The organism is Coprococcus sp. RTP31081st1_H1_RTP31081_211007 (assembly GCF_040227275.1).
GTDB lineage: Bacteria > Bacillota > Clostridia > Lachnospirales > Lachnospiraceae > Coprococcus > Coprococcus aceti.
On record NZ_JBEHVP010000001.1, the window covers coordinates 383,963 to 406,303 of the forward strand.

Here is a 22,341-nt window from a genome sequence, read left to right on the forward strand (position 1 = left end):
TATTTAATAAAACTTTTTTAGTCAACAAGCACTTATAAAAAAGGATGCATCTGCTCGCAGAGTTTCTTCTCAAGCTCTATGAGTCTCTTCGTCTTATCCTTCGCCCTGTCATCCGCCGCCTTATATTCGTTTAGATATTTATTCAGCGACTTCACACCCATATTGCAGCCATCCGTCATAAGCTCCGCTATGGTATTGTCAGACTCATCCACTATGAGTTTCACATTTGTCTTGATCCAGGACATGCCCTTTGCTATTGGATTTGGATCCTTGCCATCGTCATGGTACTCATCCAGTAGTTTCTGTATCTCCTGTTTTATTGCGTCGTGCTCCTCCTTACATTCTATAAGTATCTTCTTCATCTTCGCCGCATGCACATACCCAAGCACCTCATCAATAGACAAAACGCCCATCTTGATCCCGGCATCACATTCCCTGAGCAGCTTTATTGTGTCTGGTGATATCATCTCATATACCTCCTTAGCCTGTATATGAGTATGTTACCCGGTGTTTGAAAGTTATATTCTATACTAGAAAATTCTTCGAGGGAATTCAGTTCTGTATAACAAACATATAGTTACAGCTTATATTTGTATGTAATATTTAAATTATTTATTGATTTTTATATAGCATCGTAAATCTTCCTTTTTTTATATTTTTACATCCATATGTCCCACATAGTTAATAAATATTTGTCCAGAATTTCTTCACCTAACTTCTATGTCTTAATGCTTCTTTGTTTAGTTCTATATAAACCATATGGCATGCATCTATCCACAGACCATAAAAATATACCAAGATTCTCATCAAAAAATTCGGTCTATATAACAATTATTATATTACTTTTTTAAGAATTATAATTATTATTTATTGCCCAATCATCTTTGCATCTTCTATCGAATTACCCTCATAATCATTACACATCTTGTCAAGATACATTATTTCAGAAATCTGTCTTTCATCATCCATATCTATATATTCGATATTGAATTTTCCAAGTTCTCTATTTAATATTTCCTCCGATTCAGTAAAAATATTTGTAAATAAACAAATACTTCTCTTTTGAAAAACTAATATTGTATCATTTATTCTTCGTATATAAGAATATTTACCACCATAAAACATTTGGCCAATAACATCGAATGATGCTAACAAAGGAGTATCCTCATAAATATATACCGGTAATTGTCTAACCATCTTCCTCACTGCATTACTTTCTTTAGATAAAAACTTTGTTTTATAAAAAACAAAATGGCATTCAAATGATTTTAGAATCTCAAATATTTTTTTATTATCTTCCTCAAAAAACATATAACTATATGTTATTCGTTTGTTTTTTTTCTCTTCATAAACACCAATAACCTGAAACTCCTCAAAACCTCTTATTCTATTATAAATATATACATATTTTCTTTCTTGTTGCTCTAATATCTTAATAAATTCCTCTAATGTTTTTATTTGTTTTATGAAGTGTTTCTTATCTTCGTTGATTCTAGCTGGTTTTGCGGCAAGTAAATCTGCTCCTTCAAAAAATATAATTTGTTTTGCTCCTACTGACTCAACTCGTGTTACCAATCTCTCCTTTAAGTGATGGAATGCATACATTTCCTTTATTGCATCCATAGCTACATCATGAATATATTGCGCATCATACATTTTATTTAAATTCAAACTTCCTTCATAAACGGAATGAATATCATTATTATTATCATTTTCTCTAAAAAACACATTAACAAGTATTTCAAATCTTTTATTAGGTGAATACCGTGCATTATTGATTGGATTGGTAAAAAAACTAATCACATCTTTTTCTGTTCTGAACTCTCCAACAGGAATCTGATTCAAATCAACATTTAACGCAACTCTTGCAATTTCTCGTAATATTCGAATTAATTGTATGGCATCATTCTGTTCACGAATTTTTCCATTTAAACAACATAATTTTCTAAAATGGTTATAGTAAACATTATTTCTCATTTTTAATGAATCGATAGCATCAATATAATCAGATATGCCTCTAGATGCACATCTAATCATCAGTTCTATGTTCACTGCTACTCTCTCCTGCATGCGACCCATATATGTAAACAATGCGTTTTTTATTATATTACTTCTACCATCAACTATTCCATTTTTATCTAACATCATAACAAACTGGCCATAAGATGTTGTGGAGTATAGTAAACTGTGCGTAAATTCATGATTAATTACATCTAGAATACGATTCTTATTTAAGAATACATCAATAGCCGTTCCGTTTGTAAATCGAAATTGTCCTTCATCGCCACCAAGCATTTTTTATCTCACTTTTCTAACTAAAATTATAACCTCTATACAAACTATGCTTTAGCATCTGTTTATTTACATCTCTCTCTTATTTTAATCAACGATTTAGTATCTTTTATTAATTTCCATATCTCATGCGTATTTTCAAGTTTTGTTGACTGTTCTACAAGTGTCTCTCTAACATTTTCTGAAATTATTTTTCATCTAACTCTTTAAGTTCTTTATTGGCTATCATTTTTTCGCTTCTGGCGATAATTCTTCAAATCTAATAACACCATCAAACCAATTAAAAATCGGATAACCTAATTTCTCTTTTATCTCATCTTTAGATTTGTAATTAGATGTGCAAATAATAATTACATATCTTACATCGAACCTATAATTCTGATCTTCATAAATTTCCTCATCAAATAGCTGATAAAAGTACTGTGAAATACAAAATACGCCTTGTCAAATTCATCAAGTAAAATCACATTAGAATCTCTCGCAATTAAATCCTTCGCAAAACTCTTTTCGTTATACTTTCCTCCAAATAAATAATTTACAAATTCATTGTTTTGGTACATTGAAAACTGTTTTCTCAATATCTTTCCACCAATATGTTCTGTAAGAAACTGAGCCGTTTCTTTTTACCAATTCCGGAATTTCTATAAAACAAAAGAACAATCGGTTTACATTGTACATTGTTCATGATTGAAAAATTGCTTTCAATATCTGCTCTTTTACTGCTTTCTGTCCTATAACTCTTTTATCCAATTCTATATTAATGCTCCTAATTATCTTCTCGGTAACCATTTCATATTTCTGATGAATTTCCTCTATTATATTTGAATCTCCGAATGCTCGCTTTATTTGCTCTTGTAAATGAATCGATGGATTTTGAATATACATTATTATAGATAAAGTTGAGATAAAGTTAAAAAATTTATTATCATATGCTCATTTACACTACTATATTAATCTGCAAATATAATAAAATTATTTACTTTTATTTTTTGCTTTTTTGTTTTTAGAAGAGCTTTTTCATTTTCTGGAAAACAAAGTAATACCAGCTACATCTGTTTATTTTCATTATCCATCTGCATAGCGATATCAGATAGATTTCTATATGTGTTTGGAATTCTTTCTACAAAAGCTCTATCCGCCCCCAAAAACATTACTATTTTTTTCATACTTCAACCCCTGCTGATACAATATCATATATATCTAGTTCTTCATTATGCGAATTAGTATCTCCGTCTAAAATACTTTCAGCAGTAACCTCCGTTTTTTCTTCTGAAAAATCAAACTCTTTATCTATTGTAAGTTCTGTTTCTTTACAAGAACCAACCTCAATTCCATAATATACTAATTCCATTTTACTCAAATCTGCTAAGTTATAATTATTTTTAAAGACATTTATATTAAACCGCAATACGGAACTTGGAATATCTTCTGTTTTAAGTAGCATTCCATAATAGCATCTTTCTCCCAACAATGCATCATTTAATTTTTCCATATCTATTGGCATTTAATCCTTAGGAACTAATGTAAGATAAGAACTATACATTTCATATAATGAAATTGAATTTTCTGGTGCATATACCCTAGATTTTACAAACTTTTTTACTCTGCTGTCTTTATAAGCTTCCTTTATATAAATCAGTAAGTAAAGTATTCTTTATTGTAGAATCAAACAGCTTCAACACCTCGCCAGATGCCTTTGCATCCACATTTTCCATTAAGCCAGCTTTGATAAAATTTATAATATTGAAACCACCTTGAGTTTGTGCCTCTATTTCTGTTAGTATTCTGCCGCACGTTTTCTATTATCCTCTTTGCTCCAGTCCAACCTTCCACCATTGGCAAGATCTAAATAATCCTGCGCAGCTGATTCATCAAAATATATAATTTTCAAAAATGTCGGTTCTGTTTGCTTTTTATCATTCCTTCTCATATGACCTATCCCCATTTATTTTTTCTGTTTAATAAGTCTTTGACATATATCCAAATGCATAACAAATATTTTTACTATATTTATTTTAATTATAGCACACCATATGAGAATAAGAAAGAAAATACCATATAGACTATCAATCTATATATACATTATACATAAGTTCTGCATTCTTCCTTCAGTTTTTATCGAGAATATGTCCATACACCTCTTTACCATATCACACGGTTAGGAACAATCACCTCCTCGGAAATATCCATTGTATCCCAGTTCAGTCCCATCGCTGTTCCAATTCTGAATGTTGCCTTAACTGCAAGATGAAATGCTATTTTGAGCATTTTATTATTACAAGATTTCAAAGCCTACATAAACCTCTCTGCTGTCCGGATCTCACACTCCTGCTTATTTGCCTTTGGATTTGTTGTATTCTTAATGATTTCTATGAGTTAAAGATCCATTATGAAGAACACTTAAATGAGGTGTTCAAAACTATAATGACTGACAACTCTCTATGTTTGCTGATTTATCAAACTTAGAAACTGTGTCAGAGGCGCTTAATACAAAGATTTCTCATATACATAGACTCAAATGTTACAATCCATCTAAATCAATAAATGAAAGAGATGGCAAAGGAGGCTATTTTATGAATACATTTACACATCAGTCATCAACAAAATCACTTCTTGACGAACTCGATGAGGGTATCGATGATATGGAGTCTGGTAACGAAGTTTCCATTGATGATTCATATAGAATAGTTACCGACATGGTGAATCAATATAAACTTAAAATCATAATAACGAATGAAGCACTCCATGACATAATCGACATTGAAATATATATATTATGCCAATTTGGAGACAACCGACAACAAAAGTTTCATAATCAAATATTCAACGAAATATCTGATCTTTCATTATCTGCTTTTGCTTATTCTAACTATTCTTGCAGATCAAAAAAATTATTCCTATCCAGAATAACATTGAACAAAACTCCACAACACAATTGACACCCCACCCGATAATCTTTATACTGTTATTACAAGTGTAGTATTAAAGGAGTATAATCTATGAAACACATTCCCCAGATTTCCGAAGCTGAATATGAAGTTATGAAGGTTATATGGAACTATGCCCCTATAAGCACAAATGACATTACTGACAAACTGTTGCAGACCACTTCATGGAATCCTAGGACTATCCAAACTCTCATCAAAAGACTTTCTGATAAGTCTGCCATCTCCTATGAGAAAAAGGGCCGCATGTTCGTCTACTCCCCTGTCATCAGTCAGGAGGAATATCGAAAACATGAAAGCTCATCTTTTCTAAAGAAGTTTTTCAATGGACACATATCCGACATGGTTTCTGCGTTTGTGGATAGTGATGAGCTTAGTGCTGATGATATAAAGGAACTTCAAGACATATTAAATGTAAAAGGCACCGGGAGGAAATAAGGCTTGACTGAATTTTTCACACATTTTTTTATCAGCAATATATCCATAAGTTTCGCTCTACTGCTAATGATATTTGTTCGATTTATGTTCAGAAAACAGCTAACATGTAACGGCAGATACAACACCATATATATTGTGCTGTTTCTTCTCGTAATTCCATTTATCCCTGTAAATAATTCATTTATATTCCAGGCCATAGGTTTCATACGATCATTATTTAACAGAAGTACTTCTGCCGCAAATACAGTTACTCCTGTGCCTATCAATACCAGCCCTTCATCAAATGGGAACTGGATGAACGACTTTGCTATATCTGTAAACAGTACATCTACAATATATCCAAAGCTCCTTTTTATTATCTGGCTTGCCGGAGTTTACATATTTTCCATCCGTTTAATAGTGTCAGGCATATCACTATACAAGCTGAAAAAATCTGCTGTTCCAGTCACCGACGATACTGTCATATTGAATATATATTCGGAATGCCTTGAGCTCTGCAATGTGCGCAGATACAAACCGAAATTATATTCCTCCTCTGCTTTATCTGGAGCGGTCATTGTAGGTGTATTCCGCCCTGTTATATATATTCCACGGCAAATCAACGACTGCATATCCGATTACACAATAACCGACCTGAGACATATTTTGTTACATGAACTACAACATTTTAAACGCAGAGACAATGCCGTAAATATGTTTATCTGCATATTCTGCATACTGTATTGGTTCAATCCTGTTGTTATATACACATTACATACAGCAAGACATGACAGAGAAAAAGCATGTGACAATGATGTATTGCAGTACCTTGGTCAAAGCTATGCTGTGAAGTATGGACAGACCATCCTCCGTGCGGCTGCAAGCAGATCCAGTAATTCATCATCGGTATCATTCAAGAGCAAAAGCAGGAAAAAATTACTTAAAACAAGGCTTCAGCTTATTGTTAATTTCAACCCTGTCACCAACAGAGAAAAACGGAAATGTATATATGCATTTTCAATTATCATATTGCTGATGACTGTATGTGCGCCATTATCTGTATATGCTCTGGATGATACACAATACAAGGATTTTGCCCCGGTGAATCTGGAATCCTTGGATCTATCCAGCTACTTTTCTGACTACAACGGCTGTTTTGCTCTGTACGACAAGGGAAATGATAAATGGTATATCTATAACCAGGACAAAGCTCTATGCCGCACTTCACCGGATTCTACATATAAAATATATGACGCAGTGATGGCTCTTGAACATGGCATCATAACTTCCGACAACTCATTTATGCGCTGGGATGGGAGCTCTTACCCTTTTGATGCCTGGAACACAGACCAGACACTTCGATCTGCCATGACCGGATCTGTAAACTGGTATTTTGACAATCTGGATGCAGCTATGGACCACACAGATGCGAAAAATTTTCTCGGTCTTATTGAATATGGAAATCAGAATATCAATTCAGCTCAGAACTGTTACTGGCTGGAATCCTCTCTGACTATATCCCCGGTAGAGCAGGTAGAACTGCTATGTCACCTGAAAAATAATGATTGGAAGCTGTCTAAGACAAATGTGGATACAGTCATAGAGTCCATGTTTATTGCAAACTCAGATGGAAAAAGTCTGTATGGCAAGACAGGTACCGGCAGAGTTGATGATATAAATATAAACGGCTGGTTCGTCGGATTCATTACATCTAATGATAATGATTACTTTTTCGCCACGAATATATCACTTTCTGAAAATGACAATCAGTTTTTATCAGCGGACGGACTTTCCGCATCGAAGATCTCTCTGTCAATACTGCGTGATCTTGGAATATATGCCTATGAATATCAGTCAGAATAAACCGGTATGTCACATTCCATCTTCTCTATATGATTTGACATATATTTGAAAGTACCATCTTCTTCCGGTTTTACTGTAAGTGTATTTCTAAATGCAATGTCCGATCCCTTGTCAGCCCACACCGCATCAACAATAAGCGAAACAGTTCCATCATCGTTGTAGATATAGTCCACAACCTCTCCGAATGGTGGATACTGTTTTCCTAGAATGACCTGATATCTGTACGAATTTTTTTCTGAATTGTAATCACAATTATCCCTCAGCTCCGTCACAGTGACAGGGAACATTGACAACATAACAGACTCATATTTGTCTGCATCTATCCATCCACCATCAGGTTTCAGATTTTCACCAGTGTACAGTCTGTATATATCATCAAACATACACGGCACAAGTATATCTGATGCATTTGACTCATCCCAATCGATAACAAGCATATTGTAATTCACATAACTAAGCCCATACACATATTTTCTTGTCAATTTCCTGCATTCATCCGTCAACGGACTGACTCTGAAATACTCCTTCAGCCCACCATGGGCTATTATATTTGAGTATGTATATATAAAGTAGCCTTTTTCTGTGAGTTTCATATCTTTTAAATCCCGTATGCCAGTCGCTATAAACTTCCAGTCACGATTCTCGTACTTTGCTGTGTTGAAAATCATCTGTATCCGGCTATCATCATACACAAATGTCATCTCCGTCACGCTTGCATCCCTGTTTACCCTATATACGCAAATGTAATCTCGCTCTCCACCATCTGTATAATTTCTATAAAAAGACTGAAATAGCTGATAATTATACATATTGGTATCATCAGAAAAACAAATCAGTCCACTGCTTCCTAAGATATCTACTGCACCATATATTAAATCACTATTATCCGAAATATCTTCATCCTCATACAACTTTCTTATGGCATCTGACTGCAATATTCCTATTATATTTACTTTTACATTCTCCATTTCGTCATCGGATAACAGACTATCATCAATAACATTTCCATTCTGATTTATTGTGATGGTCTTATCTCCGTAGTGCTCCTGCCACTCTTTATCAGAAAGCCTGTCTCTGTACCAATATATCCCCTCTTTGCCCATCGTCAGAACATCATTTGACACATACTCAAATCCATCATTTTCTTTCTCCTTTATTGTAACTTTATGTGTAAATAATCTGCCACTCTCATCCTTCTCCGAAACAGCATTTACTATGAGGGTTATTGTTCCGTCAGCATTATACTCAGCATCCACTACCTCTGGAAATGGAACCAATGGTGTCACACTGTGATCAAACATCCCCCTCGTTCTGTACTGATACATTTGTCTGGACACATCATATACATTGACATGCTGAAGTACATCTGTAGACACAGGCAAATACTCCTGAAACACCTTCTCGTATAACTTCCCTTCTATCATATATGTAACCCCCTCGTCCGAATAGGGACTAGACATACCATATTTCATTTTGTAAAGTGCTTCATAGATATCGTAATAATTTATTTTGTTCATATCTGATTCATCCCAGTTTGTGGTAAATAAATTATTCGAATCATATCCAATCGTCTTGATATACTTTCTGTTAAGTACCCTTAACTTCTCATCCAGAGGCTCAACTCGTAATGCCGTATACGCAGAATCTCCGTCATATCCTCCCATCCTGTACCTCTCAAAAAATAGATATCCGTCTGTGTATTTCCATGTATAGGCCTTATAGTTTTCTTCATTTTTCTCAACAAAACAGTTATTCTCCCACACATAGAATCGCCTGGTTATCATCACATTGTTACTGCCTGATTTAAAATCAAACCTTACAAAGGACTTATCATACATGACCTGCAGTATTGTACATCCCGCATCTCTGTTTTCAGCCACCTCTGATAAAAACATCTCCGCATTCTCTGCATTTGCCATATTGATCTGATTCTCCACATCCACAGCTATGTACCCCTTACTTCCCATCGATTCTATTACGGTCCTAGTCTGATTCAGTTTTTCTTCCTCGGTCTTGCATTTCATATCCTGACAGGATGAATATATATCATCCAAATCTGCAATAAACTGATTTTCATCAGATATACTAAAATCAATAACTGTCCGCTCTGCGTCTGCCACTGCATTTTTATTGGAACAACTGCATAACAATATGGCTATGCCAACCAAAAGTAGCATACAATATAACTTCTTGTATATATTACACACGTAGTATTTCAAGATAAAAAAATATAAGTTCATCATATCAAAACTCCTTTATAATAAATATTACATTTGTAGTATTTATTATAAAGGAGTTTATTGCTGTGTCAATACTAATTACTTATAACTTCGCCCTAAAATAAGTAACTCCCGGCAGCACCGAAACATTCGTTCCGATCCAGACGTTATCTCCCACTGTGATAGGCAGGGCAATCTCTAAATGTAACTTTTGCTCCATCATCATATATACTACAGCTTATACTGCATGAAATTACCATTATGAACAAATCCGAAATCCGTATACAATTTAACACCCATGTCAGATGCCGTGATCTGTATCGTTCCACATCCATAATCCCTTGCATCATTTACAACACGGGATAACAGTTCCTTTGCAATGCCCTTTCTTCTATAATTAGGGTTGGTAAACATACTGGAGAGCAACCCTATTCTTCCACTTGGACATCCAAAATAAGGCGGTTTCTCCACAAATGACATACCGCTTGTCCCTATAATATCATCCCCGTCAAAAGCCAGCCATGATACAAACGTTCCGTCTGCCATATGCCGGGTATAATAATCCTTAAGCGCTGGCACCAGGTCTATCTCTTCTTTTGCGCCCTCTTCCCTGAGCTGATTTATTCTCATATTTATAAATGTATCAAGTTCATTTTCTGTAAGTCTTCTGTAGTCTATTTTCATTTACTTGCATCCTCCATTCCAGAATCCCTTTTTCCTCCAGGATAGTTAAACACGTTGTTCTTGTTATATTTATTCACTCTTCACCAGTTCATCTATCAGCTCTATAGCCTCCCTGATCATGCCGTCACAGTGCACTTTCTTGATTCCACCCTTTTGGGCATTTGCCTTTAACAGATCAGCACAATCGGTCATGCCATTGTGGTTATCTGCTATCCTGCGCCTGAACTGATTTATCACGTATGGATTCTCAACGCCCAGAGCGCCAAGTACCATAAGTCCTCCTGTGATCGCACCGCAGGTTGAACCACACTTCATGCCACCACCGAAATTAGCACTGAGCTTTGCCGCCATATCTCCTGTTATTCCGAGCTCGTCCGCGTAAGCCCGCAGAATGGTCTGCGCACAGTTATTGACCATCGGTGTCTCGTTTCTTATCTCCATAGCTTTTTCTACATGTTTGTTCATTATGACTTCCTCCAATCCATATACAAATAATCATTTGTTAACCATCAAAATTCCTTTTTATGTATCCCTTTGAGGAATTTCCCCATTACAACTCTATATAAAAAATGGCGGGGAGTCTCCCCGCCTAATTAGGTTGGACCTGGGTCTTACGACCAGCCCAGACAATGTGACATGTCACATTTATATCGTATGTTGATGATAACATAATTATGTTATTCATTCAATAAAAAGTGCAATTATTTTCAATAATAGTTATATCCTCACTCACTGATAATCTTCCTGCTGCACAGATACGTTATAAGGAAATATCCGCCATATATGATTACCACAATGGCAGCCGTGATTCCGATAGCACCTGCTATATCATACGCTCCCATAGTGTCAAGAATCTTCGTGCTGACCATCATTCCAAATACCGAATGGACTATGGCAAGAGCAAGTGGGAATATGAAGAATAGTCCCATCTGCGAGAAAAGAGCCTTGTTGATCATGTGCTGATCCACCCCAAGCTTCCTGAGCATCTTGTATCTCTCTATGTTATCTGTGCTCTCTGAGAGCTCTTTGAGTGCAAGGATGGCTGCTCCAGATATAAGGAATATGAGTCCGATATACATACCTATAAATGATGCGATGGCTCCGACTCCCACGCTGGCTGCTTTCACGTTGTCCTTGGTATTTACTGTGATAAGTCCGCCAAGTTCATCCTTCTTTGATACATTCCTTATGATCGTATCACTATCTTGTATGGCATCTCTGTCCTGATCGGCATACTTTCCGATGAAATACTCTTTCGCGAACTGTGCACCTTCAATGGCTGAATCCGGCACGATAAACACACCTGTGTTGAGCGGCTGTGTCGCAAGCTCTATATCACCATCTATACAATATGTGATAACCGGCTTAAGCGTCTGGCCATATACCTCTATCTCTTTTCCCTCCTGAAGTCTCTCATCACGGATCTTAACGAATATTCTATAATTTGCAAGGATGGCATACTCGTCATCGGCAAGCTGGAGCTCAGCATTGTCATAAATCTTTGCAACCTTGTTATAGTCGGACTGTGATATGATCTCCTCCGTTCCCTCATAACTAGACAAAGCGTTTACATCTATTCCAAGAGAATCAATCAGAGCCTCATCTCCCAGATAGTTTCTGATTGTAAGTGCAGGACATGTATATGTGTGTACGTCAACGTAATCTGAGAAGTAGGATCCAAGATCCACATTATTTTCACTATATACATCTTCTATGCTCTTTCCATCAGTCACCTCAAGTTTCTTCAAAAGATCATTTGTCTCGCTGTCATTACCCATCTCGTCTTCGTCATAATAGATTGAATCACTGCTCTGGGTTTTCGATATACTCACATCCGCTCTTGCGTACTTTGCAATGCCCTCATTTAAGGAATTCTTCACTGCAAGCGCTGATGAAAGCACACATATTGTCACAAAAAGCATCAGACAGATGACTGATATTGAAAGTACATTTGTGTTGACACGGCTGCTCATCTGTCTGACGACAAATGAATTGAGTCCCTTATAGTACACATTCTTCATAGACGACACGATTCTGAAGAGCATTCCGGACACTGACCAGAAGAAAAGCACCGTTGCAACGCATCCGACCACGATCCACTTGTAGAGATCATTCATGTACATGTCATTTATATCGGTAATTACCGCATGATAAGCATATCCAAGTGATACAGCTGATATCAGGAACACGATAACTGATACCCATGGATTCTTGATCTTGACGTTCTCAGACTTTCTTCCATTCTGGAAAAGGTCGATGAGCTTACATTTGCTGATGATAAATGTGTTGAAGATTATAACCACCACATATATGATTGCAAAATACAAACAGGTCTTGACAAATGCGCTGCCCGAGAACACAAAGCTGTATGATGACATATCTGCATCGAACATGTTTGCAACGAGTACACTTGTTATCTGTGAGATTCCTATTCCAGCAAGAAGTCCTACCACAAGTGATACAAGTCCGATGATAAGTGTCTCGATGAAAAGCATTGTGGACACCTTGCGTTTTCCCATTCCAAGGATGAGGTACAGACCAAATTCTTTGTTACGCCTCTTCATCAGAAAACGGCTTGCATATATGATGAGAAATCCGAGCACAAATGCGATGAACACACTGACACCCGCAATCATCTTGCTCATGAGCTGCACGACCTGTCTTGTGTCAGCCGATATCCGGAGCATTGCGGTCTGCGTCTCTATGGCATTGAACACATAGAAAATTGCAACACCGAGTACCAGAGTGAAGAAATATATGGCATAGTCCTTTATACTCTTCTTCATATTTGATACGGAAAGCTTAAAGAGCGTCATTCAGATCACCTCCAAGCAGTGTCACGACATCTATGATCTTATTGAAAAATTCTTTTCTTGTATCTCCTCCTCTTCTGAGCTCGTGGAACACCTTGCCATCCTTGATGAAAAGTATCCTGCCTGCATAGCTGGCTGTAAATGAATCGTGTGTTACCATGAGTATCGTTGTCATGAGATCCTCATTTAGGTGCTTAAGTCTCTCCAGAAGCAGCTTTGCCGACTTGGAATCGAGTGCTCCCGTAGGCTCATCTGCAAGCACAAGCTTTGGATCAGTGATGATTGCTCTCGCAGATGCTACTCTCTGTTTCTGACCGCCCGACATCTGGTACGGATACTTCTTCAGAACACTCTCGATCTCAAGCTCCTTTGCAACAGCCCTGACCTTCGCATCTATCTGTTTTGCAGGCACATTCTGTATTGAAAGTGCCAACGCAACATTCTCATACGCCGTGAGTGTGTCAAGAAGGTTGAAATCCTGAAATATAAATCCCAGCTCCTCTCTCCTGAACTCGTTGAGCTTATTGCCTTTGAGTGTTGTGATATCCTTGCCGCCCACATAGATATGGCCGCTGCTAACCTTATCTATAGTTGAAACGCAGTTAAGCAGTGTCGTCTTACCGCTTCCCGATGCACCCATGATAGCGACGAACTCTCCTGCCTCCACATCGAATGATATTCCATCTATGGCCTTTGTCATATTGGATTTGTTTCCATAATACTTCTCAATGTTGTCAATCTTTAATATTGTTTCCATTGAATTTCCCATTGGATTTTCCATTGAAATGCCTCCTCAAATGTTTGATTATTACTGCTCTCACCATTGAACATATTTGCAGTTTACACATTTTGAAAGCAATTGTCCTTTTTCCATTATTACCTAACATTACAATTCTGTAACATTGGGACGCTCACCAGATCTGGTATCCCACTATCGCAAAACGCAATTTTTATATCATCCAATCTTGTATATATCATTATGTCCAAATACTATACTCACATCTGTGTATTCATCCACCTTTGACGTTATATCCAGCTTATGTCCCAGCTGCCTGCACAGATTGTCTATTATATAAAGGCCCATACCTGTGGATTTCGCATGTTTCCGCCCATTTTCCCCGGTAAATGATTTCCTGCACACAAGTGGAATATCAGACTGTGGTATACCTATTCCATTGTCCTTTATGTGCAGAGCCTTGCCGTCACCCAACGGTTCAGTCCAGATCTCTATAGTCTTTTCCTGTCCTCGGTCTATATACTTGATACTGTTGCTCACGATCTGATTTACCATAAACTCAAGCCATTTTGAATCCGTCACAACACATTCATCCACATCATGAACATTCAGCGATATGTCACCATCAAGCAGCACATCCTTGTTCTTCACAGCCACCCTTCCGATGACACTCTTAAGATTTGTCTCGGCAAATCTGTAATCTGCCGATGCATGCTCCGCCCTCACATAGTAGAGAACCTGATCCGCATACGCGTCAAGCCTTGCGACCTGTTCCTCGTATTTTCTCGGGATCACATCCCTGTTGTTGTGGCACATGAGCACCAGACTGGCTATCGGAAGCTTGATCTCGTGAACCCAGATCTCTATAAAGTCCTTGAAATCTTCCACGCTGTCCCTGTACTTTCTCACATTCTCAGTCATGGACTTGTTGATGTCGTACATAGCTGAATACACCAGCTTGCCCTCGTAGAAGTCAGGCTCGTCCAAAGTGTCAAGTATGAGATACTTCTGATCCAGTTCATCCAGATGTCCGACCAGACTGTTGTAGAACTTATATTTTCTCAGATAATCGAAAGCGATAACCGAGACGACAAATATCACAGCCACGATCACGAACATAATTCTCATCTGTAACTGTGAGTGAAATGCCATCATGAGCAGATATGTGAATATCACAAATCCCGCATATCCCGCAATTATTCCAAGTTTATCCTTTATATACAAGCCAAATTTCATTTTGCCAAATTACTCCAATCTTTTGTCGCTGTAAATGATATATAATCCCACTTACCTGTCATACAAGTCGGTATCCCTGCTTCTTCCTGGTCTCTATGGCATCATCATATCCAAGATCCGCCAGTTTCCCCCTGAGCCTGCTTATATTTACTGTGAGCGCATTGTCATTTACAAACTCGTCATTGTCCCACAGGTCTGTCATGATCTCATCCCTCGACACTATCTTTTCCCTGTTGGCAAGCAGCAGCTGGAATATGATCATCTCATTCTTGGTGAGAACCATCTCCTGATCACCTTTGCTGATAGTCCCCTTGCTGAAGTTGACCTCCGCATCTCTGTATGATGCCGTATTCTGGCTGCCCTCCATGCGCTTGAGCACCGCCGCTATCCTAAGCAGAAGTATCGTTGGATTGTATGGCTTTGTTATATAATCATCCGCGCCATAACTCATGGACAGCACCTCATCCATCTCGGAAGTCCTGCTTGTAACCATGATGATAGGCACATCAGATTCCTTTCGTATCTCCTTCACAAGGTTTCTGCCGTTAATCCCCGGAATATTGATATCCATGAGCACCAGATTCGGTGCCGCTTTCAATATATTGTCCTTTGTATTGTCAAAGCTCTCAAGACTCTCAGCCTCATAGCCCTCATTCTCAAGTATCTGCACAAGCTCCTGACAGATACTCTCGTCATCTTCAACAACAAATATCTTTTTCATCTTTATTTCTCCATTTTCTATTTTCCATTTAGGCAATTACGAAACCCTTAATCTATTCAACATGCAAGAAGATGTTTAGCATTACCAAATCAGGGGAATACGAAGTCGCCGGTACTTAGATGGCACGTTAGTGACATCTTTAGTACCATTGCAGACTGAGTTAAGCGAGAGCGACCCCTGATTGGTATGCTAAAACATCTCTTGCACATTCAGCGTATTTAAGTTTCGCAATTGCCTATTTTCCCATTTTAAGTGGCATGTCCACAAGCATCCTCGCCCTGTTGTAGACATTCAGCTTTGAACCACTGGAATCCACATCACAGCTCACTATCATGCCCTGCGGCAGCTTCTTCTGAAGCGAAGGGTACAAACCTCTTCCGCAGGTGTGATTAGGCATACAGCCAAATGGCTGAACCGCCAAAACCTTTGGACACTCATGGAGTATGTGTCCCGTTATCTCCGCGCCGATGAGCCAACCATCCCCGGTTTTGTATCCCCAGCTCACATATCCATCAGCCTCACGCTTCATCGTGAAGAAATCCTCCATGGTATAGAAACCATATTTTCTAAGCGCCTCTATCATTGCTCTCTGCAGGCTGCCGAAGAACTTCAGCCCCGCCTTGTAAAGCAGAGATTCAAATGTCATATTGTCCGTGAGGTGTGAATCCATATAGTACATGGCATACCAAGAAAGCCCATTTGTATGGCTCTCACATCCATTTGACTCAAGGAACTTGATCATATCCCAGTTGCCCAAGTGGCAATATTTTATGTATAGTTCCCCAACTATCCCAACACGCTGTTTTCTCTTATCATTCAGCCTTATCCTTGAAAAATCCCTGGCTATCCTGTCGAAATTCCTCTTCATCTTTCCAAGTGTCAGATTCTTTCCCTCTTTCAGATCTCTGGACAGGATGTTTATCCACTTCTGCCAAACCTTTCGTGACTGTCCCTTTTTCACCTCATTTGGCCTTGTCTGATTGAGGAGCAGCATGAGTATATCTCCGTAGAATAGTCCGAACAGTGCTCTCCACACCATGAATGCCTGCACACGCATCTGGCAATTTTTCTCCAGCCCCTTAACATTCAGGGATAGTATCTTTGCCCTGTCAAATCCAGCCTTTCTCACCGACTCCTTTAACACATGTAAGTAGTTGGCTCCCCTGCATGCATCCCCCGCCGTCGGCATGAGAAGTCTTGTCCGGTTGATGTCATACTTGCCTGACTGCAGTGCATCAATCATCTGCCCGGCATTTAACACTATCGGATAGCACATATCATTGTTCACGTACTTAAGTCCCACATCCGTGATATGATCCTCATTTGACAGTATGACCGGATGATAATCCCTTGAATAAAAGGCGTATTTTATCAGAGGAAAATGCGCATCCAGCATGGCAGGGATCAGCAGTACATATTTTTCATTCCATGCGTTCTCGTCTATCTTATACATAATTTACTCCCCCATATACTTTGCAGTGATATAACGTGTTTGTAGCACTTTAATTATATATTATAACTTCTTTTGCATGCACCTAGCCACTGCTTACTGATTAATTTTGCTAAACTTATTTTCACGCAAAAAGGGACTTACCTCAACCGGGAAATCCCTCTTATTGTTTGTTACAATATTAACTATCTTTTTTATACCCCTGCAATAATGAGCAGCACTGAAAGCAGCACAAATCCAAATCCGAGAGCTCCGATGATCCTGACACCGCACTTCTTGAGCGGCATGAGGACTATCAGTGAACCGATAGGGTTTAAGACAACGCACCACTTTGGAACAGGAAGCGCCCCGGTAAGTATCGCTACTATCACAGTGACCGCAAGACCAAGCCAGAGTACCACGCCTGCCAGATACATTGGTGGATTGAAAACCAGATCGATGGCTTTGATAACTTCATTGCTTTCATCGTCAGACATTTTCTTGCAGAGTCTCTGGTAAAGGAGCGGTTTCAGACAGAACACAACATGGCTCATAAGACCGGTATAGCATCCAAGTAATGTCATGACCTTGAGGATGCCTGCAAGCGCCACATTCCCATTTGAGATCATATCGGCAAGGAGCCACATTACAATATATCCTCCCGGCTGCCCGAGAAATGAAAGCCAGAACGAAACCTTGAATCTCTTTGAGGTCACATCTCCCCACCACTGACAAACTCCACCTAATTTCAGATTTTCACTTTGATTCGGCATGACAAGAGGCACATCCGCAAATGATGCAATAAGGCCACTTATTATTCCAAATATTCCCCACGCTACATAACTATTCATCTCTTTATCCTCCTATTAATTACTCCCTGTTGTCCTTCAGGCTTTCAACCATATCCGCTTTCTTCACCTTTCGGCTTAACAGCCACAGAGATATCACGTAGCTTATAAGAACACACACGGAATACTTTACAAAACAAAGCGGCGTGTATACTGTCTCTATATAGGTGTTGTATGCTGATACACTCGCCTCAAAGTTCACTCTGCACAGCACCACTCCAAACACTGAACCTATCACGATTCCTATCGGAACAAGGATGTGGTAGATGCTTATCATCATGCGGCTTATCTGTCTGTCATCGTATCCAAGCACCTTTAACATTGATATCGATGATGCATTTTCGCTTATTAACATATTTACCATGAGATATACACATATAACTATGATGAGCACGGCAAATCCGATGCAAACCGAGAGCACCGATTTCATCTGTACTGTGATCTGACCTATCTGATCTGAAAGATCTGACTTGGTTATCCTATACAGATAATCAGACTCCTTATAGTCAAGTTCTTTGTCAGACATAACAGCATTGTAACTGCCCTCAGGCACATCAAGCAGATCGCATGCATCATTCCATCTGCTGTAGAGTATACTCTGTGAATCGTTCTGCACAACGTCATCTATCGTGACCGTGTATTCACTGAGTGATGCCTGATCGTAGAAAGTGAGCTCATCACCCTTGCCTACGCCATATATCATGGCTCCCATTGCAGATATATACGTTTTGCCTGATGTAAGCTCCAGCTTATCTCCTGACGTACTCTTTAAATCCATGAACTCATTATTATCCATACCCATGTATGTCAGATTGGTCGTGTATCCATCCACACTGAATGTGCCTGTCATGATCTCCGCTGCGCCATCCACTTTTTCTGTCTGGATACTGCTTAAAAAATACTCATACTCATAGTCCCCGACTTCATTTACAGACACATCACAATAGTTATCAAGCGAATCTATACAGACGTAGCAGAATACCATCAATATTCCACCGACAGCGATTCCAAATATAACCACAAGACTTCTGCTCCAGTTGCCAAGAATAGACCGGATCTTGAACTTTGTCGTGAACTTCATATTTGACTTTGCCATGCGAAGTCTCCTACGTTTTCTTGTTCCTCCATTTCCTTGAAGAAGATCGATTGTCTTGAATCTGAGAACTCTCAGTGCCGTAAGCAATCCCACAATACCATATGCCACAATCGGTACAATACAGATGATCACAAACTGCACTGTTTCCGAACTGTAATCCACCGGAAGTATTTCTGTCTTCATCTCAAATATTGCCGTAGCAAGTGCATCCCTGCACGGGGCAGCCGCAATGGCACCTATCACAGCTCCTATCACTCCCGGAATAACACCAAACAATCCGTAGTGCAGCGAGAGCCTTGTCCTGCCATATCCAAGAGCTGACAGAACTCCTATCTGTCTCGCCTCGGACTTGATCTTTCTTCCGAGAACTATCGCTATGATTACCATCACAAATACGACCAGCATAGGTATGACCATATTCATATATAATTTTAACTGTTCCCTTTCATTCTGCGGAACCTTTATTCTCACATTTGTGGATGCCGGAATGTATGACAGAGTGTAATACTCGCTGTGTATCTCCTCCCTGAATGCCTTCTCCTGATCCTTATCATCGTATATGACCGTATAGTATGATGTCTTTGTGTCATCATTTATCTGCGCAAATGCAGACTCACTCACTACTGCATATCCAAATGTATCAAACAGGAACATGTTGTCAGACAAATTCTTGTATACCGCCAGATAATCAGGTCTCGCCATCGTTCCTACTATTTTGTAGTTTCTTCCATCGATATCAAGAAAGTCCCCTATCTGCAGTCCCCTGGCATCCATCAGATGAGGATTCAAGAGTATCTCGTCATCAGAAGTCACATCCTCACCATCCAGCAGCTTATATGTGTCGATCTTCTTTGACGGCGTGAATATCCTTAATGTGTAATCCTCCGCTATATCCTTACCTGTCCTGTCATCGCAGTTCTCCTCAGTCAGATCAATATCAGCATATGTCTGCTTTTCAAGCTGTACATTGTACTTCTCTTCAAGATTATTGATAGATTTAGCATATATAGGATTTGCTGTGACAAACTGAGCCTCCTCAACATTTGTATCTTCATAGAACGAATCAAGATATCTGCCCTCTCCATCATAAGCACCTGTAAAGCCGATATACATGACTATCACCAGCGCGGTGAGGATAGTAACACATATGTAGAAAGAAAGATTGTGCTTTATATTCCTTATATATCTTCTATTTAATGTCATGTCCCCACCTCTTATAATTCAAGCTGTTTTGCCGGTATTTTGTTTTCATTTGCCTTGCTGAGTGATACCTTGCCATCTTTTATTCGGATTATCCCATCGGCCATCCCCGCTATAGCCTCATTGTGGGTGATGATTGCAACAGTTGTTCCAAACTGTCTGTTGACCTTCTCCACAAATTCAAGAACACTTCTCGATGTCTTTGAATCGAGGGCACCTGTAAGCTCATCACATAGCAAAAGTTTCGGATTCTTGATGATGGCTCTGGCGATGGCAACTCGCTGCTGCTGACCGCCTGACAGTTCATTTGGGAATCTGTCCTTGTACTTCTCTATGTCCACAGCCTTCATGACCTCATCTATAGGAAGTGGATCCTTCGCAATATCTTCTACGACCTGTATATTCTCCTTAACTGTGAGATCCGGCAGCAGATTGTAGAACTGGAACACAAAGCCAACATCAGTCTTTCTGTATTTTGTCAGTTCACCCGACTTCAGTCTGGATATTTCCTTTCCATCCACCGTGATACTTCCCTCATCTAGTCTGTCGAGGCCTCCCATCATATTGAGGAGTGTACTCTTGCCTGAACCCGATGGTCCAAGTATCACATATATTTTCCCCTGCTCCAGTGCCAGCTCTATTCCATCTAAAGCATGAACAGTATTCTCCCCTTTTCCATAACTTTTTCTTGCATTATTCATCTGAATAAACATTCTGCTTACCTCCAAGTAAAATTTTTGTTTCTAACTATTTCATATACATTAAGTTGTCTCTCCGCCCAGTCTCCTGTACTCGAGAGGTGTGCAGCCATATTTGCGCTTGAACACCGTGCCAAACTTACTCTGACTCTCATATCCAACAGAAAGAGCTATATCCGCAACAGATATATTGCTGCCTGTAAGCTGCTTTGCAGCATATGCCATTCTCTTGCTTTGCATATACCTCTTCACAGTATCCCCATACACGATCTCAAAATACTTGTTGATAGATACTGAACTCATACCATACAGACTCTCCAGTTCTGCCATGGACACATCCCTGCTGAGATCCTGTCTGATTGTGTCGTATATCTCCTGCACGATACGTCTCTGTCCCTTTGTCAGATAAAACTGAGTATCACGCACCGCTATATCATCAGTTCTTATAAGATCGAGTACATACAGCATATTTATAAGATATGAATTTTTGTCCTTATCACCATTTTCTATGATATCTCTCAAATCATCAAATGCATGTCGTAGCCGGTCCTGGCACTCGCCGATATAGTATTGACCGTTCTGCTCACAGGCTTTTCTGATACTTTCCGCATCGATCCCTACTCTTCCCAGAAATGCCTCATCCTCACTGCTGATATTGTCGACACATATCACTATCTCCAGACCACCATATATGTCATCATAGAAATTGAAGCTCTTGCCCGCCTCCTGATGCCACTCTATACAGAGTGTTCCTGGCTTCATATATGCATATTTGCCATCATTTACTCTGATCTCCGCCCTTCCCCTGTTGCAGTAGTGGATAACCATTGTATTTTCAAGCGCTCTCACCTTGGAATGTCCCGGAAGTGCATCCATGCCTCCCATATAATATTCCTGTATATCGATTCCCGTCATAGGCGAAACAAAATTCATATACTGTCCATTTTGTCTCATTTTTAAACGGATCACTTCACCATATTTATCCGATATGTCAAGCTGGATCATCTCAAAGAAAAAGGACAGCATCTCCGGTGGAATACGCGATATAAGATTGCTTAAATACGTGCTTTTAGCCATGATTTTCTGTATTTTCTCGTCCATATATCCTCCATTTCTAACTTATGTTTGTTGTAACTAACCCTGT

At 39.0% G+C, this 22,341-nt stretch carries 19 protein-coding genes; 3 read left to right on the top strand and 16 right to left on the bottom strand.

Annotation, left to right across the window (positions count from 1 at the left end; all coding sequences use genetic code 11):
* Positions 1-32: 32 nt before the first annotated feature.
* The 4 genes from ABUA31_RS01670 to ABUA31_RS01690 all read right to left on the bottom strand — a co-directional run bounded on the left by ABUA31_RS01670 (position 33) and on the right by ABUA31_RS01690 (position 4,222).
* Positions 33-467 carry a hypothetical protein gene (locus ABUA31_RS01670; RefSeq protein ID WP_238050308.1) on the bottom strand — a complete coding sequence of 145 codons (435 nt, stop codon included), beginning with the start codon at positions 465-467 and terminating at the stop codon, positions 33-35.
* A 400-nt stretch (positions 468-867) separates the two neighbouring features.
* Positions 868-2,295, bottom strand: coding sequence for a hypothetical protein (locus ABUA31_RS01675; protein ID WP_349092659.1), 1,428 nt, complete (start codon positions 2,293-2,295; stop codon positions 868-870).
* 1,159 nt (positions 2,296-3,454) lie between these two features.
* The gene (locus tag ABUA31_RS01680; protein ID WP_431833905.1) at positions 3,455-3,784 is read right to left on the bottom strand and encodes a DUF6414 family protein; all 330 of its coding nucleotides are present in this window, start codon (positions 3,782-3,784) and stop codon (positions 3,455-3,457) included.
* 285 nt (positions 3,785-4,069) lie between these two features.
* Positions 4,070-4,222, bottom strand: coding sequence for a hypothetical protein (locus ABUA31_RS01690; protein ID WP_349092657.1), 153 nt, complete (start codon positions 4,220-4,222; stop codon positions 4,070-4,072).
* 643 nt (positions 4,223-4,865) lie between these two features.
* Between ABUA31_RS01690 and ABUA31_RS01695 the strand changes: the two genes are divergently transcribed.
* The 3 genes from ABUA31_RS01695 to ABUA31_RS01705 are packed head-to-tail and all read left to right on the top strand — an operon-like array spanning position 4,866 to position 7,517.
* Positions 4,866-5,231 (top strand): hypothetical protein, encoded by a 366-nt coding sequence (locus ABUA31_RS01695; protein WP_349818394.1) that lies wholly within the window; start codon positions 4,866-4,868, stop codon positions 5,229-5,231.
* Between the two features lie 60 nt (positions 5,232-5,291).
* Positions 5,292-5,675, top strand: a complete 384-nt coding sequence (locus ABUA31_RS01700) for a BlaI/MecI/CopY family transcriptional regulator (protein WP_055279920.1) — start codon at positions 5,292-5,294, stop codon at positions 5,673-5,675.
* A gap of 3 nt (positions 5,676-5,678) precedes the next feature.
* Positions 5,679-7,517: a BlaR1 family beta-lactam sensor/signal transducer gene (locus ABUA31_RS01705; RefSeq protein ID WP_349818395.1), complete on the top strand. Its 1,839-nt coding sequence runs from the start codon at positions 5,679-5,681 to the stop codon at positions 7,515-7,517.
* Here ABUA31_RS01705 and ABUA31_RS01710 read toward each other — a convergent pair.
* The 12 genes from ABUA31_RS01710 to ABUA31_RS01765 all read right to left on the bottom strand — a co-directional run bounded on the left by ABUA31_RS01710 (position 7,505) and on the right by ABUA31_RS01765 (position 22,298).
* On the bottom strand, positions 7,505-9,694 hold the full coding sequence (locus ABUA31_RS01710) for a DUF6070 family protein (RefSeq protein WP_156329348.1): 2,190 nt from the start codon (positions 9,692-9,694) through the stop codon (positions 7,505-7,507). The genes ABUA31_RS01705 and ABUA31_RS01710 overlap by 13 nt on opposite strands.
* A 273-nt stretch (positions 9,695-9,967) precedes the next feature.
* Positions 9,968-10,420: a GNAT family N-acetyltransferase gene (locus ABUA31_RS01715; protein ID WP_015535041.1), complete on the bottom strand. Its 453-nt coding sequence runs from the start codon at positions 10,418-10,420 to the stop codon at positions 9,968-9,970.
* A gap of 69 nt (positions 10,421-10,489) precedes the next feature.
* The gene (locus ABUA31_RS01720; RefSeq protein WP_004854122.1) at positions 10,490-10,885 is read right to left on the bottom strand and encodes a C-GCAxxG-C-C family protein; all 396 of its coding nucleotides are present in this window, start codon (positions 10,883-10,885) and stop codon (positions 10,490-10,492) included.
* A 260-nt stretch (positions 10,886-11,145) separates the two neighbouring features.
* Positions 11,146-13,236, bottom strand: coding sequence for an ABC transporter permease (locus ABUA31_RS01725; protein ID WP_055144270.1), 2,091 nt, complete (start codon positions 13,234-13,236; stop codon positions 11,146-11,148).
* Positions 13,223-13,990, bottom strand: coding sequence for an ABC transporter ATP-binding protein (locus ABUA31_RS01730; RefSeq protein ID WP_055144940.1), 768 nt, complete (start codon positions 13,988-13,990; stop codon positions 13,223-13,225). Before ABUA31_RS01730 ends, ABUA31_RS01725 begins: the two co-directional genes overlap by 14 nt.
* Positions 13,991-14,188: 198 nt before the next feature.
* Positions 14,189-15,205: a sensor histidine kinase gene (locus ABUA31_RS01735; RefSeq protein WP_055279918.1), complete on the bottom strand. Its 1,017-nt coding sequence runs from the start codon at positions 15,203-15,205 to the stop codon at positions 14,189-14,191.
* Positions 15,206-15,263: 58 nt separating this feature from the next.
* Entirely contained in the window at positions 15,264-15,926 is a 663-nt protein-coding gene (locus ABUA31_RS01740; protein WP_055144268.1) for a response regulator transcription factor, read from the bottom strand.
* Positions 15,927-16,161: 235 nt separating this feature from the next.
* Entirely contained in the window at positions 16,162-17,379 is a 1,218-nt protein-coding gene (locus tag ABUA31_RS01745; RefSeq protein ID WP_349818396.1) for a hypothetical protein, read from the bottom strand.
* A 191-nt stretch (positions 17,380-17,570) separates the two neighbouring features.
* A complete protein-coding gene (locus ABUA31_RS01750; protein ID WP_349818397.1) occupies positions 17,571-18,206 on the bottom strand; it encodes a DUF6796 family protein in 636 nt (211 codons plus the stop codon).
* A 19-nt stretch (positions 18,207-18,225) separates the two neighbouring features.
* The gene (locus ABUA31_RS01755; RefSeq protein ID WP_349818398.1) at positions 18,226-20,502 is read right to left on the bottom strand and encodes an ABC transporter permease; all 2,277 of its coding nucleotides are present in this window, start codon (positions 20,500-20,502) and stop codon (positions 18,226-18,228) included.
* An 11-nt stretch (positions 20,503-20,513) separates the two neighbouring features.
* Entirely contained in the window at positions 20,514-21,212 is a 699-nt protein-coding gene (locus tag ABUA31_RS01760; RefSeq protein WP_349818399.1) for an ABC transporter ATP-binding protein, read from the bottom strand.
* Between the two features lie 48 nt (positions 21,213-21,260).
* Positions 21,261-22,298, bottom strand: a complete 1,038-nt coding sequence (locus ABUA31_RS01765) for a helix-turn-helix domain-containing protein (RefSeq protein WP_349818400.1) — start codon at positions 22,296-22,298, stop codon at positions 21,261-21,263.
* Between the last annotated feature and the right edge of the window lie 43 nt (positions 22,299-22,341).

What these genes read in the sequence shown, in the direction of transcription:
- ABUA31_RS01760 (WP_349818399.1), bottom strand. Translation starts at nt 21,212, where the DNA reads ATGTTTATTCAGATGAATAATGCAAGAAAAAGTTATGGAAAAGGGGAG.
- ABUA31_RS01675 (WP_349092659.1), bottom strand. Translation starts at nt 2,295, where the DNA reads ATGCTTGGTGGCGATGAAGGACAATTTCGATTTACAAACGGAACGGCT.
- ABUA31_RS01700 (WP_055279920.1), top strand. Translation starts at nt 5,292, where the DNA reads ATGAAACACATTCCCCAGATTTCCGAAGCTGAATATGAAGTTATGAAG.
- ABUA31_RS01680 (WP_431833905.1), bottom strand. Translation starts at nt 3,784, where the DNA reads ATGGAAAAATTAAATGATGCATTGTTGGGAGAAAGATGCTATTATGGA.
- ABUA31_RS01720 (WP_004854122.1), bottom strand. Translation starts at nt 10,885, where the DNA reads ATGAACAAACATGTAGAAAAAGCTATGGAGATAAGAAACGAGACACCG.
- ABUA31_RS01695 (WP_349818394.1), top strand. Translation starts at nt 4,866, where the DNA reads ATGAATACATTTACACATCAGTCATCAACAAAATCACTTCTTGACGAA.
- ABUA31_RS01715 (WP_015535041.1), bottom strand. Translation starts at nt 10,420, where the DNA reads ATGAAAATAGACTACAGAAGACTTACAGAAAATGAACTTGATACATTT.
- ABUA31_RS01740 (WP_055144268.1), bottom strand. Translation starts at nt 15,926, where the DNA reads ATGAAAAAGATATTTGTTGTTGAAGATGACGAGAGTATCTGTCAGGAG.
- ABUA31_RS01725 (WP_055144270.1), bottom strand. Translation starts at nt 13,236, where the DNA reads ATGACGCTCTTTAAGCTTTCCGTATCAAATATGAAGAAGAGTATAAAG.
- ABUA31_RS01765 (WP_349818400.1), bottom strand. Translation starts at nt 22,298, where the DNA reads ATGGACGAGAAAATACAGAAAATCATGGCTAAAAGCACGTATTTAAGC.
- ABUA31_RS01735 (WP_055279918.1), bottom strand. Translation starts at nt 15,205, where the DNA reads ATGAAATTTGGCTTGTATATAAAGGATAAACTTGGAATAATTGCGGGA.
- ABUA31_RS01755 (WP_349818398.1), bottom strand. Translation starts at nt 20,502, where the DNA reads ATGACATTAAATAGAAGATATATAAGGAATATAAAGCACAATCTTTCT.
- ABUA31_RS01730 (WP_055144940.1), bottom strand. Translation starts at nt 13,990, where the DNA reads ATGGAAACAATATTAAAGATTGACAACATTGAGAAGTATTATGGAAAC.
- ABUA31_RS01745 (WP_349818396.1), bottom strand. Translation starts at nt 17,379, where the DNA reads ATGTATAAGATAGACGAGAACGCATGGAATGAAAAATATGTACTGCTG.
- ABUA31_RS01670 (WP_238050308.1), bottom strand. Translation starts at nt 467, where the DNA reads ATGATATCACCAGACACAATAAAGCTGCTCAGGGAATGTGATGCCGGG.
- ABUA31_RS01750 (WP_349818397.1), bottom strand. Translation starts at nt 18,206, where the DNA reads ATGAATAGTTATGTAGCGTGGGGAATATTTGGAATAATAAGTGGCCTT.
- ABUA31_RS01690 (WP_349092657.1), bottom strand. Translation starts at nt 4,222, where the DNA reads ATGAGAAGGAATGATAAAAAGCAAACAGAACCGACATTTTTGAAAATT.
- ABUA31_RS01710 (WP_156329348.1), bottom strand. Translation starts at nt 9,694, where the DNA reads ATGCTACTTTTGGTTGGCATAGCCATATTGTTATGCAGTTGTTCCAAT.